The sequence below is a fragment of the Roseateles sp. genome (assembly GCF_046300915.1).
In the GTDB taxonomy this organism is placed as follows: Bacteria; Pseudomonadota; Gammaproteobacteria; order Burkholderiales; family Burkholderiaceae_C; genus Kinneretia.
Map to the genome: position 1 here is coordinate 1 of NZ_JBKCLH010000025.1, position 13,338 is coordinate 13,338.

Annotated in this window: 11 protein-coding genes and 1 tRNA gene; 10 read left to right on the plus strand and 2 right to left on the minus strand. The window is 66.5% G+C overall.

All coding sequences use genetic code 11. From position 1 onward, the window contains the following. The first annotated feature begins 152 nt into the window (after positions 1 to 152). The 7 genes from cysS to ACK5F2_RS01405 all read left to right on the plus strand — a co-directional run bounded on the left by cysS (position 153) and on the right by ACK5F2_RS01405 (position 6,440). Complete coding sequence (gene cysS / locus ACK5F2_RS01375) at positions 153 to 1,535, plus strand: cysteine--tRNA ligase (RefSeq protein WP_409862237.1); 1,383 nt, start codon at positions 153 to 155, stop codon at positions 1,533 to 1,535. 1 nt (position 1,536) lies between these two features. Then, positions 1,537 to 2,187 carry a DNA-3-methyladenine glycosylase family protein gene (locus tag ACK5F2_RS01380; protein WP_246030710.1) on the plus strand — a complete coding sequence of 217 codons (651 nt, stop codon included), beginning with the start codon at positions 1,537 to 1,539 and terminating at the stop codon, positions 2,185 to 2,187. Positions 2,188 to 2,295: 108 nt separating this feature from the next. Beyond that, positions 2,296 to 3,267 (plus strand): acetyl-CoA carboxylase carboxyltransferase subunit alpha, encoded by a 972-nt coding sequence (locus ACK5F2_RS01385; RefSeq protein ID WP_133602633.1) that lies wholly within the window; start codon positions 2,296 to 2,298, stop codon positions 3,265 to 3,267. 7 nt (positions 3,268 to 3,274) lie between these two features. Continuing rightward, positions 3,275 to 4,606 (plus strand): tRNA lysidine(34) synthetase TilS, encoded by a 1,332-nt coding sequence (gene tilS, locus ACK5F2_RS01390; protein ID WP_409862239.1) that lies wholly within the window; start codon positions 3,275 to 3,277, stop codon positions 4,604 to 4,606. 105 nt (positions 4,607 to 4,711) lie between these two features. Next, on the plus strand, positions 4,712 to 5,986 hold the full coding sequence (locus ACK5F2_RS01395; protein WP_409862241.1) for an aspartate kinase: 1,275 nt from the start codon (positions 4,712 to 4,714) through the stop codon (positions 5,984 to 5,986). A 61-nt stretch (positions 5,987 to 6,047) separates the two neighbouring features. Next, positions 6,048 to 6,140, plus strand: a tRNA-Ser gene (locus tag ACK5F2_RS01400). 123 nt (positions 6,141 to 6,263) lie between these two features. Next, a complete protein-coding gene (locus ACK5F2_RS01405; protein ID WP_409862243.1) occupies positions 6,264 to 6,440 on the plus strand; it encodes a hypothetical protein in 177 nt (58 codons plus the stop codon). A gap of 70 nt (positions 6,441 to 6,510) precedes the next feature. Here the strand turns inward: ACK5F2_RS01405 and ACK5F2_RS01410 are convergent, their stop codons facing one another. After that, a complete protein-coding gene (locus ACK5F2_RS01410; protein WP_409862245.1) occupies positions 6,511 to 8,196 on the minus strand; it encodes an electron transfer flavoprotein-ubiquinone oxidoreductase in 1,686 nt (561 codons plus the stop codon). A gap of 225 nt (positions 8,197 to 8,421) precedes the next feature. Between ACK5F2_RS01410 and ACK5F2_RS01415 the strand changes: the two genes are divergently transcribed. Genes ACK5F2_RS01415 through ACK5F2_RS01425 form a run of 3 tightly spaced genes read left to right on the plus strand, consistent with a single transcriptional unit; the run spans position 8,422 to position 10,276 of the window. Next, a complete protein-coding gene (locus tag ACK5F2_RS01415) occupies positions 8,422 to 9,204 on the plus strand; it encodes an SDR family oxidoreductase (protein WP_409862246.1) in 783 nt (260 codons plus the stop codon). A gap of 5 nt (positions 9,205 to 9,209) precedes the next feature. Next, the gene (locus ACK5F2_RS01420) at positions 9,210 to 9,857 is read left to right on the plus strand and encodes a YceH family protein (protein ID WP_409846055.1); all 648 of its coding nucleotides are present in this window, start codon (positions 9,210 to 9,212) and stop codon (positions 9,855 to 9,857) included. Next, a complete protein-coding gene (locus ACK5F2_RS01425) occupies positions 9,854 to 10,276 on the plus strand; it encodes an acyl-CoA thioesterase (RefSeq protein ID WP_409862247.1) in 423 nt (140 codons plus the stop codon). The genes ACK5F2_RS01420 and ACK5F2_RS01425 overlap by 4 nt, the downstream gene beginning before the upstream one ends. An 89-nt stretch (positions 10,277 to 10,365) precedes the next feature. Here ACK5F2_RS01425 and ACK5F2_RS01430 read toward each other — a convergent pair whose 3' ends face one another. Beyond that, complete coding sequence (locus ACK5F2_RS01430; RefSeq protein ID WP_409862249.1) at positions 10,366 to 13,116, minus strand: TonB-dependent receptor; 2,751 nt, start codon at positions 13,114 to 13,116, stop codon at positions 10,366 to 10,368. Positions 13,117 to 13,338: the final 222 nt, after the last annotated feature.

A 13,338-nucleotide genomic window follows, 5' to 3' on the forward strand; every position in this document is an offset into this window, starting at 1 on the left:
AGCCGGTATACTGGCGGGCTGATTCTACGGGGCCGCAGCCCGGCCTGCCTGCCCGTATCCACTGCCCGACCGGGCCCGCTTGCTGTGCCCTCGGGCCCGTCTGCGGGTTCAGCCGCCTGATCCGCCAGGGCAGAAGCTGGCATCATCACCTCATGTCCTCCACCCTGCGCATCTACAACACGCTGACCCGAGCGGTCGAGCCCTTTGCCCCCATCGAGCCTGGCCATGTCCGCATGTATGTCTGCGGCATGACCATCTACGACCTGTGTCATGTGGGGCATGCGCGGATGATGATGGCTTTCGATGTGGTGCAGCGCTGGCTCAAGGCCTCGGGCTACCGCGTCACCTATGTCCGCAACATCACGGACATCGACGACAAGATCATCAAGCGCGCCGTGGAGCGCGGCATCAGCATCCGCGAGCTCACCGACGAGATGATTGCCGCCATGCACCGCGACATCGGCGCCCTGGGTGTGGAGCGCCCCACGCATGAGCCGCGCGCCACCGAGTACGTGCCCCAGATGCTGCAGATGATCGGCACGCTGGAAGGCAAGGGCCTGGCCTACCGCGCCAGCAATGGCGATGTGAACTACGCAGTACGCAAGTTCCCCGGCTACGGCAAGCTCTCGGGCAAGTCGCTGGACGACCTGCGTGCCGGCGAGCGCGTGGCCGTGGACGACGGCAAGCTGGATCCGCTGGACTTCGTGCTCTGGAAGGCCGCCAAGCCGAGTGAGCCCGAGGATGCCAAGTACGCCAGCGAGTTCGGCCCCGGCCGTCCGGGCTGGCACATCGAGTGCTCGGCCATGAGCTGCGCCCTGCTGGGCGAGCGCTTCGACATCCACGGTGGCGGCATGGACTTGCAGTTCCCGCACCATGAGAACGAGATTGCTCAGAGTGAGGGCGCGCTGGGCCAGCCCTTTGTCAACTTCTGGGTGCACAACGGCTTCCTGAACGTCGACAACGAGAAGATGTCCAAGAGCCTGGGCAATTTCTTCACCATCCAGGATGTGCTGAAGAAATTCGACGGCGAGACCTTGCGCTACTTCATGCTGCGCACGCACTACCGCAGCCCCTTCAATTTCAGCGACGCGCATCTGGAAGATGCCCGTGGCGCCCTGCGCCGCCTCTACACCGCGCTGGACGCGGTGGGCGAGGTGGAGGCGGGTGCCATCGACTGGACCCATCCCCAGGCCGCGGCCTTCAAGGCCGCGATGGACGACGACTTCAATGTGCCGGCCGCCCTGGCCTCGCTCTTCGAGCTGGCCAGCGAGATCAACCGCAGCCGCTCCCTGGTCGAGGCCCGCCTGCTCAAGAGCCTGGGCGCCTGCCTGGGCGTCCTGCAGCTGGCGCCGCGCCAGTATTTGCAGGGCGGCAGCGGGGCGGATGAGGACAGCATCCAGCTCCGTATCGAGGCTCGCGCCGCAGCCAAGGCCGCGCGCGACTTTGCCGAGGCCGATCGCATCCGCCAGGAGTTGCTGGCCGAGGGCATTGTGCTGAAGGACACGGCGCAGGGCACCACCTGGGTGAAGGCCTGAGGTGGGGCGCGCTGCAGCGGGGGTGACCCCGGACTACTGGGACGAGGCGTGCCGCCATCTGGCCAAGCGCGACCGCGTCATGAAGAAGCTGATCCCCCAGTTCGGCGAGGCTCGGCTGCAGGCGCGTGGCGATGCCTTCACCACCCTGGCGCGCTCCATCGTGGGTCAGCAGATTTCGGTCAAGTCTGCCCAATCGATCTGGGCGAAGTTTGTGGCCCTGCTGCCTGGCCCGTCGACCCGGGTTCAGCCCGCGGCCCTGCTGGCCTGTGCGCCCGAGGCCTTGCGTGCCGTGGGTCTGCCGCTGCGCAAGGTGGACTATCTGCGTGACCTTGCACAGCATTTCGAGGATGGGCAGGTTCATGTGCGCCAATGGACGCAGATGGACGACGAAGCCATCATTGACGAGCTGGTTGCCATCCGTGGCATCGGTCGCTGGACGGCCGAGATGTTCCTGATCTTCCATCTGATGCGGCCCAATGTGCTGCCGCTGGATGATGTGGGCCTGATCAAGGGCATCAGCGATCAATACTTCTCCGGCGAGCCGGTTTCGCGGGCCGAGGCCCGGGAGCTGGGCGAAGCCTGGGCCCCCTATCGCTCGGTGGCCACGTGGTACATTTGGCGCAGCCTCGATCCGCTGCCCGTGGAGTATTAGCCTATCCCTACCGGCTGCGCCGGCCTCCTACAAGGGGGCGGGCTTGCAGGACCGGCGGAGCCGGACCCCCCGGGCCCCGCGCGGTAAGACCCTCTGTCAGGACGACTGATGAGCAAGAAACATTTCCTCGAATTCGAGCAGCCTATTGCCGAGCTCGAAACCAAGATCGAAGAGCTGCGCTATGTGCAGAGCGAGTCGGCCGTCGACATCTCGGAAGAGATCGACCGCCTCTCCAAGAAGAGCCAGCAGCTCACCAAGGACATCTACGCCAATGTGGCGCCGTGGCAGGTCTATCAGATCGCCCGCCACCCGCAGCGTCCCCAGACCCTGGACTATTGCGCCGAGGTCTTCACCGAGTTCCAGGAACTGCACGGCGATCGCCATTACGCGGATGACGCCGCCATCGTCGGCGGTCTGGCCCGCTTCAACGGTCAGGCTTGCATGGTGATCGGCCACCAGCGCGGTGCCGATGCCAAAGAGCGCACCCTGCGCAACTTCGGCATGCCGCGCCCCGAGGGCTATCGCAAGGCCCTGCGCCTGCTCAAGCTGGCCGAGAAGTTCGGCCTGCCGGTCTTCACCTTCATCGACACCATGGGTGCCTACCCCGGCATCGGTGCCGAGGAGCGCGGTCAGTCCGAGGCCATCGGCCGCAATATCTTCGAGATGGCCCAGCTGGAAGTGCCCATCATCGCCACCGTCATCGGCGAGGGCGGCTCCGGCGGTGCCCTGGCCATCGGCGTGGCCGACCAGGTGCTGATGCTGCAGTTCTCGGCTTACTCGGTGATCTCGCCGGAAGGCTGTGCCTCCATCCTGTGGAAGACCAGCGAGCGCGCCGCCGAGGCCGCCGAGGCCCTGGGCATCACCGCCCACCGCCTCAAGGCCATGGGCCTGGTGGACAAGATCGTCAACGAGCCGGTGGGCGGCGCCCATCGCGACCAGAAGGCCATGGCCTCCTACCTGAAGCGCGCGCTCAATGACGCGCTACGCCAGGTCAGCGATCTCAAGCCCAAGGAACTGCTGGAGCGCCGCTACGAGCGCCTGCAGGCCTATGGCCGCTTCTCGGACACCAAGAGCCGCTGATTCGCCGGTGTTGCCCGACACGCCGGCGCCTCATGCCGGCGTCTTTGCCGTCGCCTACAGCGGCGGCCGCGATTCCACCGCCCTGCTGCATCTGAGCGCGCGTCAGGCCCAAGCCCTGGGCCTGCATGTGCTCGCCCTGCATGTGCACCACGGCCTGAGCGCCAATGCCGATGCCTGGCTGGCGCATTGCGAATCGCAATGCCAGCTCTGGGCCGCCCAGGGCCTGCCACTGAACTTCCAATTTCGTCGTCTTGCCGGGGCACCCGCCGCCGGCCAGAGCGTCGAGGCCTGGGCTCGCGAGGGACGCTACCAGGCGCTCGGCGAGATGGCCGTGCAGGGCGGGGCCAGTCTGCTCCTGCTGGCCCAGCATCGCCGCGACCAGGCCGAGACCTGGCTGCTGCAGGCCCTGCGCGGCGCCGGCGCGGCGGGCCTGGCGGCCATGCCGGCTCGCCAGACGCGCGAGCACGGCCTGGTCTGGGCTCGCCCCTGGCTGGATCAGCCGCGCGAGGCTGTCGAGGCCTATCTGGCCGAGCAGGGACTGAGCTTTATTGACGACGACAGCAACGCCGACGCGCGCTACGCCCGCAACCGCCTGCGTCTGCAGGTCTGGCCGGGTCTGAGTGCCGCCTTTCCCGGGGCCGAGGCTGCGCTGAGCCAGTCCGCCCAATGGGCCCAGCAGGCACTGGAGCTGCAGCGCGAGCTGGTGGCGCAAGACCTGCCCCCGCTGTGCTCGGACCAGGGTCTGGATGTGGCGGGGCTGCTCGGGCTTTCACCTGCGCGAGCCAGCAATGCCTTGCGGGCCTGGTTGCATCAGGCTCTGGGCCAAGCCGCGCCGGCCAGCCTGGTGCAGCGTCTGCTGGCCGAGCTGCCGGGGCGTCGCGTGGGTGCCTGGCCTTGCGGGGCGGGCGAGCTGCGGCTCTACCGGGAGCGGCTCGCCCTGGGGGCCTCAGCCCCGCGCGAACTTCAAGGCGAATTCGGCCCGCTCGACCTCAGCCGCCCCGGCTTTCACGCTTTGCCGGCGGCCGGCGGGGGCTGGTGGGTGGAGCAGGCGGAGGAGGGCGAGGCCGCCTTACCCGCTTCGCTGCTGCGTGCTGTGCTGGCGCGGTCGCGCCAGGGCGGTGAGCAGTTCCAGTCCCAGCCGCGGGGCGTGCCCCGCAGTCTCAAGAAGTGCTTTCAGGCTGCGGCCGTACCGGCCTGGCAGCGCAGCGGTCCGCTGCTCTTTGCGGGCGATCGCCTGCTCTGGGTGCCGGGCCTGGGGGCGGATGCCCGCGCTAGGGCCGAAGCCGGTGCGCCGGGGCTGAAGCTGCGCTGGCAGGCCGATTCTGTGCCCGCTCTGTAACGTCCATGTCAGTTTTGCTGCAGCGCGGCAGCTAGAATCTTGGGCTGCGAAAAGCGGCGCAAACTGCCCGATTCCGGGCCCCGACTCCCGCGTTGAAGACTCCCCATGGCCTTGATAGTTCACAAGTACGGCGGCACCTCGATGGGATCGACCGACCGTATCCGCAACGTCGCCAAGCGTGTCGCCAAATGGGCGCGTGCCGGGCATCAGATGGTGGTCGTGCCCTCGGCCATGAGCGGCGAAACCAACCGTCTGCTGGGCCTGGCCAAAGAGCTGTCGCCGGCCGGCGGGAGCACGCCCGAGCTGATGCGTGAACTGGACATGATTGCCGCCACCGGCGAGCAGGTCTCGGTGGGCCTGCTGGCTATCGCGCTCCAGGCCGAAGGTCTGGAGGCGGTCAGCTACACCGGCTGGCAGGTGCCCGTGCAAACCGATTCCTCGCACACCAAGGCGCGCATCGAAAGCATCGATGACGCCAAGGTGCGCGCCGACCTGAGCGCGGGCCGGGTGGTGGTGATCGCCGGCTTCCAGGGCGTGGACGAGGAGCAGAACATCACTACGCTGGGCCGTGGCGGCTCAGACACCTCGGCCGTGGCGATCGCCGCGGCGATGAAGGCCGACGAGTGCCTGATCTACACCGATGTGGATGGTGTCTACACCACGGATCCGCGCATCGTGCCCGAGGCACGCCGCCTGCACACCATCAGCTTCGAAGAGATGCTGGAGATGGCTTCGCTCGGCTCCAAGATCCTGCAGATCCGCTCGGTGGAGTTCGCGGGCAAGTACCGCGTGCCGCTGCGCGTGCTGTCCAGCTTCACGCCCTGGGACATCGATATCAACGAGGAAGCCAAGTCCGGCACCCTGATCAGTTTTGAAGAGGACGAAAAAATGGAACAAGCCGTCGTGTCGGGCATCGCCTTCAACCGTGACGAAGCCAAGGTGACCCTGCTGGGCGTGCCGGACAAGCCGGGCATCGCGTTCCAGATCCTGGGCCCGGTGGCCGAGGCCAATATCGATGTGGACGTGATCATCCAGAACGTCTCGCAGGACGGCAAGACCGACTTCAGCTTCACCGTGCACCGCAACGACTATGCGCGCGCCATCGAGCTGCTGGAGAAGACCGTGGGCCCAGCCGTGCAGGCCGCCAAGGTGCTGGGCGACCAGCGCATCTGCAAGGTCTCCATCGTGGGCATCGGCATGCGCTCGCATGTCGGCGTGGCCTCCAAGATGTTCCGCGCGCTCAGCGAAGAGGGCATCAATATCCAGATGATCTCCACCAGCGAGATCAAGACCTCGGTCGTGATCGACGAGAAGTACATGGAGCTGGCCGTGCGCGCCCTGCACAAGGCTTTTGATCTGGACCAGGATCAGGCCGCCTGAAAAAACTCAGCGATTTTTGCTTGGGGCCTCAAAATCTTGATATAGAATGCGAGGCTCTGCTGGAGACGTGACCGAGTGGCCGAAGGTGCTCCCCTGCTAAGGGAGTATGTGGGCAAAACCTGCATCGAGGGTTCGAATCCCTCCGTCTCCGCCAGCAAAACATGAGAACGCCGCGCAATGAAAATTGCGCGGCGTTTTTCATTTCTGCGCCAGGGTGCTTGCCGTGTAGGTGTTAAATCGCGCCTGCCCCGACCTGTTGAGGAGCATCTCTTCATGTATGTGCCGCATCGGGGCCATTGTGGGTCTGCGCCTGCAGGTCTTGAGCTTGGAGTTCAAGGCCAAGCTCAGTCAGAACCGCAGTGCGCTGGAGCGCCAGCGCCTGCGCGAGCAGTACGAGGCCGGCACCGCGCGTGAGGGTGAACTGGCGCAGTGGATGCAGCGCTTGGGCCTGTAAGGGCCCGAGGGAGGCTCCATGAAAAAGCCCGCCGAGGTGGCGGGCTTGCAGCGGGAAGGGGCGGGCTTGATTACATGCCGGCGTAGTTGGGACCGCCGCCGCCCTCGGGCGTGACCCACACGATGTTCTGCGTCGGGTCCTTGATGTCGCAGGTCTTGCAGTGCACGCAGTTCTGGGCATTGATCTGCAGGCGGTCGCTGCCGTCGTCGTTCTTGACGAACTCATAGACGCCGGCCGGGCAGTAGCGGCCCTCGGGGCCGGCAAAGCGCGCCAGATTGGTAGCCACGGGCACGCTGGCGTTCTTCAGCGTCAGGTGGGCCGGCTGGTTTTCCTCGTGGTTGGTGTTGGAGATGAACACCGAGGAGAGGCGGTCGAAGGTGAGCTTGCCATCGGGCTTGGGATAGTCGATGGGCTGGCATTCCGCGGCCGGCTTGAGGCAGACATGGTCCGGGTGCGTGGCATGCAGGGTCCAGGGCGGGCTTTGCACGCCCAGCTTGGGCAGCAGCCATTGCTCGATGCCCGTCATCAGCTGGCCCACCAGCTTGCCCTTCTTGAACCAGAGCTTGAAGTTGCGGGTCTGCTGCAGCTCTTCATTCAGCCAGCTGGCCTCAAAGGCGGCCGGGTAGGCGGCCAGCTCGTCCTGGGCACGGCCTTCGGCAAGCGCCGGCACGATGGCCTCGGCGCAAAGCATGCCGCCCTCAAGAGCGGCATGGCTGCCCTTGATGCGCGCGGCATTCAGATAGCCGGCGTCGCAGCCGATCAGGGCTCCGCCCGGGAACACGGTCTTGGGCAGAGCCTGGGGCGTGCCGTTGTTGATGGCGCGCGCGCCGTAACCGATGCGCTTGCCGCCTTCGATATGGGCGCGGATGGACGGGTGCGTCTTCCAGCGCTGCATTTCCTCGAAGGGGCTCATGTACGGGTTCTGGTAGTCCAGACCGATCACAAAGCCCAGCGTGACCTTGTTGCCCTCCAGGTGGTAGAGGAAGCCGCCGCCGAAGGTGTCGTCCGTCATGGGCCAGCCGGCGGTGTGCACCACCAGGCCCGGCTTGGCCTTCTCGGCCGGGATCTCCCACAGCTCCTTGATGCCGATGGCGTAGCTCTGCGGGTCCTTGCCGGCGGCCAGGTCGTACTTGGCGATCAGCTGCTTGCCCAGATGGCCGCGCGCGCCTTCGGCAAACACGGTGTACTTGCCCAGCAGCTCCATGCCCAGCTGGAAGCCCTCGTGCGGCTGGCCGTCCTTGCCGATGCCCATATTGCCGGTGGCCACGCCCTTGACGCGGCCTTGCTCGTCATAGAGCACCTCGGCCGCGGCAAAGCCCGGGAAGATCTCCACGCCCAGGTTCTCGGCCTGCTGGGCCAGCCACTTCACCACATTGGACAGGGAGATGACGTAGCAGCCCTCGTTGTGCAGATTGCGCGGCACCAGGGCGTCCGGCGTGCGGGTGGCGCCGGTCTCGGAGAGGAAGAGGATGTCGTCACCGGTGACGGCCTGGTGCAGGGGCGCACCCAGCTCCTTCCAGTTGGGGAAGAGCTCGCTCAGGGCCCGCGGGTCCATCACCGCGCCGGAGAGGATGTGGGCGCCGGGCTCGGAGCCCTTTTCCAGCACCACCACCGAGATCTCCTGGCCCTTCTCGGCGGCCAGCTGCTTGATGCGGATGGCGGTGGCCAGGCCGGCGGGACCGCCGCCCACGACCACCACGTCGTATTCCATGCTTTCGCGCGGGCCGTACTGGGCCACCAGGTCTTCGGAGCTCATGTGTTTCCTTGTGTCTCAACGATTGTGTGGGCGCCCAGCCGGGCCGCGATTTGGCGCCGCATTCTACCGATGCGTGCAGAAAAATAGCACGACCGTTCGATTTTGATTTGGGTGCTGGCCTCTAGGCGGGAAGACGGGGCTTGGCCGAGCCGACCCAGCGAAGCGCCGTGGTGGCCCATGTTATCGTTTCCACTCAGCAGTCTGAGGATGAGAAAGCGATAGATCATGAGCTACAGCATCGACCTGTCGGGCCGCGTGGCCCTGGTGACCGGAGCTTCCAGCGGTCTGGGCGCACAGTTTGCGCGAACCTTGGCCCAGGCCGGCGCCTGTGTGGTGCTGGCAGGTCGCCGCGCTGAACGGCTCAAGACCCTGCGCGCCGAGATCGAGGCCCAGGGGGGCGACGCTCATGTGGTGCATCTGGACGTCACCGATCTGGACAGCATCAAATCTGCTGTGGCCCATGCCGAGACCGAGGTCGGCACCCTGGACATCCTGATCAACAACTCCGGCGTCAGCACCACGCAGAAGCTCACCGAGGTCAGCGGCGACGACTACGACTTCGTGATGGACACCAATGTGCGTGGCGCCTTCTTCGTCGCGCAGGAAGTGGGAAAGCGCATGCTGGCGCGCGCGCGCGGCGCGGCGCCGGGCACCTTCATCGGTGGGCGCATCGTCAATATCGCCTCGATGGCCGGCCTGCGTGTGCTCAGCCAGATCGGTGTCTATTCGATGAGCAAGGCCGCAGTGATCCATATGACGCGGGCGATGGCGCTGGAATGGGGCAAGTACGGCATCAACGTCAACGCCATCTGTCCCGGCTATATCGACACCGAGATCAACCATCACCACTGGAGCACCGAAGGCGGCAAGAAGCTGGTCGAGCTGCTGCCGCGCAAGCGCGTCGGTCATCCGCGCGACCTGGACACCGCCTTGCTGATGCTCTGCGCCAATGAAAGCCACTTCATCAATGGTGCGGTGATCCAGGCCGACGACGGCTTCGGAGTCTGAGCACCATGTCGCTTCGTGTATTGACGGCGCTGGAGGCGCGCGTGCTGGCCGTGCTGGTCGAAAAGCAGTTCACCGTGCCGGACAGCTATCCGCTCTCGGTCAATGCCCTGACCCTGGGCTGCAACCAGAAGACCGCGCGCGATCCGGTGATGAATGCCAGCGAGAGCGAGGTGCTGCGCGCGTTGGACGAGCTGCGTGGCATGAGCCTGGTGAACCGCGTCAGCGGCAGCCGGGTGGACCGCTATGAGCACAACTTCCGCCGCGGCATCAATGTGCCGGGGCAGGCCGAGGCCCTGCTGGCCACCCTGATGCTGCGCGGCCCACAGACGGCGGCCGAGCTGCGCGCCAACAGTGAACGCCTGCACCGGTTCGCCGACATTTCCTCGGTCGAGGCCTTTCTGACCGAGCTGGCCGAGCGCGAGCCGCCCCTGGCCCTGAAGCTGGCCCGCGCGCCCGGTGCGCGCGAGAGCCGCTGGGCCCATCTGCTGTGCGGCGAGCCGGCCGAGGGGCTGTCGGCCGCAGCAGCGGGCGAAGCACCCGCGCGCGACGACGAGATCCTGCAGCTGCGCGCCGAGCAGGCCCGGCTGGCGGCCGAGCTGGAAACGGTCAAGGCGCAGCTGGCCCAGATCCGCAGCGAGCTGGGGCTGGCGTGAAGATCGAGATCCCCGAGGCCAAGAAGCTGGTCTACGAGACCCGCATCCCCATGCGCTGGGGCGATATGGACGCGATGGGCCATGTCAACAACGCGGTCTACTTCCGCTACCTGGAAATCGTGCGCGTGGACTGGCTGGAGTCCCTGGGCGCGGCGCCCAATCCGGCCGGCGAGGGCCCGGTGATCGTCAACGCCTTCTGCAACTTCTACAAGCAGCTGGAGTACCCCGGCGAGCTGCTGGCGCGCCACTATGTCTCCAACCCCGGGCGCAGCAGCTTTGACACCTGGATCACCTTGGAGCGCGTGGACCAGCCGGGTGTGATCCACGCCGCGGGCGGCGCCACCACGGTCTGGATGGACTTTCCGGCCCAGCGCTCGGCGCCGCTGCCGGATTGGCTGCGGCGTCTGATTGAGGGCTGATCGAGGACTGATCGACGAGCAGGCAAGGCCTGGCCCCGAAAGAGAAAAACCCCGGTCCGTGAGGGCCGGGGTTTTTTACTGGCCCGCGATCAGCGCAGGCTGTAGCTCAGGCTGACGAAGGCGCTGCGACCACGGGGGTCCGTGTAGGTCGGGTCATAGCCGGCCAGGAAGTAGTAGGCCTGGTTGGAGAAGGGCGGCTCGGTGTTGAGCAGGTTCAGCAGGCCGGCTCGCAGCTTGAGCTGCTTGCTCACATTCCAGCTGCCGGTCAGATCCCACAGGGAATAGGCCTTGACCTTGCGCGCGGGCAGGAGCTTGTCGCTGCTCGGGTCATAGGTGGTGTTCTGGTCGGTGTAGCCGGACGAGTACTGGTTGGCCAGGGTCAGGCTGAAGGGGCCTTGATCCCAGCCCAAGCTGATGCGATGACGCCACTTCTGGATCACCTGGTCGTTCAGGAACAGGCCCAGATTGCTGCGATAGCCTTCCAGAGGGCCGAACTGGCGGTCGTAGTTGAGCACCCAGGTGCCGCTGAAGCTGCTGCTGAAGCGGCCCAGGCTGCTGGCCGTGCCGCGCCAGTCGTAGCCCAGATCGATGCCCGAGGTCTTGAGGCGGCCCTGGTTCTCCTTCTGCAGCAGGATGTTGGTGATGTAGCCGCTGGAGTCGCGCTGGATGTACTTGCCGTTGTACTTGTCCGGGCTGTCGATGATGATCTGCTCACCCAGGGTGGAGATCACATCCTTCTTCTGGATGTTCCAGTAGTCGATGCTGAGAGACCACTGACGGCTGGGCTCGAACACCGTGCCCAGCGAGAACTGCTGGGACTTCTCGGGCTTGAGGTCCGGATTGCTGCGGCGCTCCACCGGCCACTGGTCGGTACACAGATCGATGGAGCCCTGGCTCTTCACGCACTGCGGATCGGTCAGGAAGCTGGCGGCCGTGCCATAGGTGGTGGGGCGCTTGAGGTCGGCCAGCGAGGGGGCGCGGAAGCCCGTGCCGGCCGAGCCGCGCAGCACCAGATTGCTCAGGGGCTGGTAGCGCAGCCCCAGCTTGGGGTTGGTGGTGGCGCCGACCTCGCTGTAGTGGTCGTGACGCAGGGCCAGCTGCAGCTCCAGCTGCTTGCTCAGCGGCGCGTTCAGCTCGGCAAAGACGGAGCGCACATCGCGGCTGTCGTCGGTGGGCTTGAGATCGGCCACGCCCAGGCCGCTGCTGCTGCGGTCGCCGGCGATATTGTTGGAGCGCAGCAGCTCCGAGGGCGTGAAGCTGGTGTTCTCGCGACGCAGCTCGCCGCCCAGGGCCAGGGCCAGATCACCGCCGTCCAGCTTGGCCAGACTGCGCGAGACCTTGACATCCACCGAGGTGCTCACGCCCTTGCTCTTGCGGGCCTCGTCATGGACCTTGATGCTGTCCAGCAGCGCCAGGCCTGCGGCCGAGGAGGGGGCCCAGGGGTTGATCGTGCCGTCGCGCACCGCGGCATCGAACTTGTCGAAGAGCACATAGCCGTTCACATACTTGTCCACGGCGCGGTTCTCGGCGCGCGAGAGGCCCAGCTCATAGTCCCAGGCGGCCAGGGTGCCCGTGGCGCCCAGCACCAGTCGATTGGCGCTGCTGGTCACCTCATTGCTGCGGTTGCCGGCCTCGGCCATGCGATAGCGGATGCCGCTGAAGGTGGTCGGCAGACCGGGCTTGTCCAGTACGGCGCGATAGGGCGCCGGCAGCAGGGAGACCGGCAGATTGCGGATGCGAATGGGGTTGGGGCTCAGCACGTAGCGGCTCTCCGCCTCGGACTGCACCAGCTCGGCGAAGAGCTGGTGGTCATCGCTGAGCTGCCAGGTGGCGCGGCCCACAAAACCGATCTTGCGCGACTCGGGATAGATCTCGGTGTCGCGCATGTAGTCGTAGCTGCAGGCCAGCGGGCCGCCCGGGCCGGTGGCGGCGAAGACCGTGCCCTCGTTGAGCGTGTTGCAGGCCGGGTTGGCCGGGTTGATGCGGGTGCGGGTGGCGCCGGCGGGCAGCACGCCCGCCGTGATCAGGGCATTGCGCTGGCTGCTGCTGATGTCGATATTGGCCGGATAGGTGTTGCTGGACATCAGGGCCGGCAGATTGCTGGCCAGGGGGCGGTCCTGGATGAACTGGCGCTGGCTGGAGCGCAGGGCGTCCAGCTGCTGGACGTCGAGCACGCCGAAGACATTGAAGCGATCGCGGCCCAGATCACCAAAGCCGCCGCTGATGCTGGCGGTGCGCTTGCCGGCGCCACCTTCATCGGTACCTGCGACATAGGCGCCCAGATCCACGCCGCGGTAATCCTTGCGGGTGATGAAGTTGATCACGCCGCCGATGGCGTCGGTGCCGTAGATGGCTGAGGCGCCGTCCTTGAGCACTTCCACGCGCTGGATGGCACCAGCGGGGATGTTGTTCAGGTCCACGCCCGCGTTGTCGCCGGGCGAGGCGAAGTTGGCCAGGCGGCGACCGTTGAGCAGCACCAGGGTGGACGACACGCCGATGCCACGCAGATTGGCGCCGTTGAAGCCACGCTGGCCCGAGGTGCCGTCGCTGATGCTCATGCCGTCGGACAGCGGCGCGGTATTGGCACTGATGCTCTTCAGAATCTCGGCCGCCGTGGTCACGCCGCTTTTGTCGATGTCCTCGCGCTTGAGCGTCTGCACCGGCAGGGCGGTTTCACCCTCGATGCGCTTGATGCTGGAACCCGTGACTTCGATGCGTTCGAGCTTGTTGTCCTGCGCCAGCGCGGCGCCGCCCGCGAGCAGGGCGGCAGCCTGGGCCAGGGCTTGCAGTTTCAGGAGCCGGGCGGGCGAGGCGCGGCGCGGCATGCGGAGCAGTGACATGGTGAGTGGGCCTTGTTGACGGAGTTGCGGATGCGGCTGTGCAGCGGGGCTCTGCGTCAGGGCAGGGCGGGGAAGGGCTGGCGACAGGCCTGCACGCACTCTAGGAAGCGCGGGCTTGTCGACGTGATGGGGTTTTGGCGGGGCGGTCGCTTTGGCGCAAGTGCGGGTCGCGTGGCTTGCCTCCGTGGTGCGGGCGCGCCTTCGGGGGTGCAGGGCACCGCC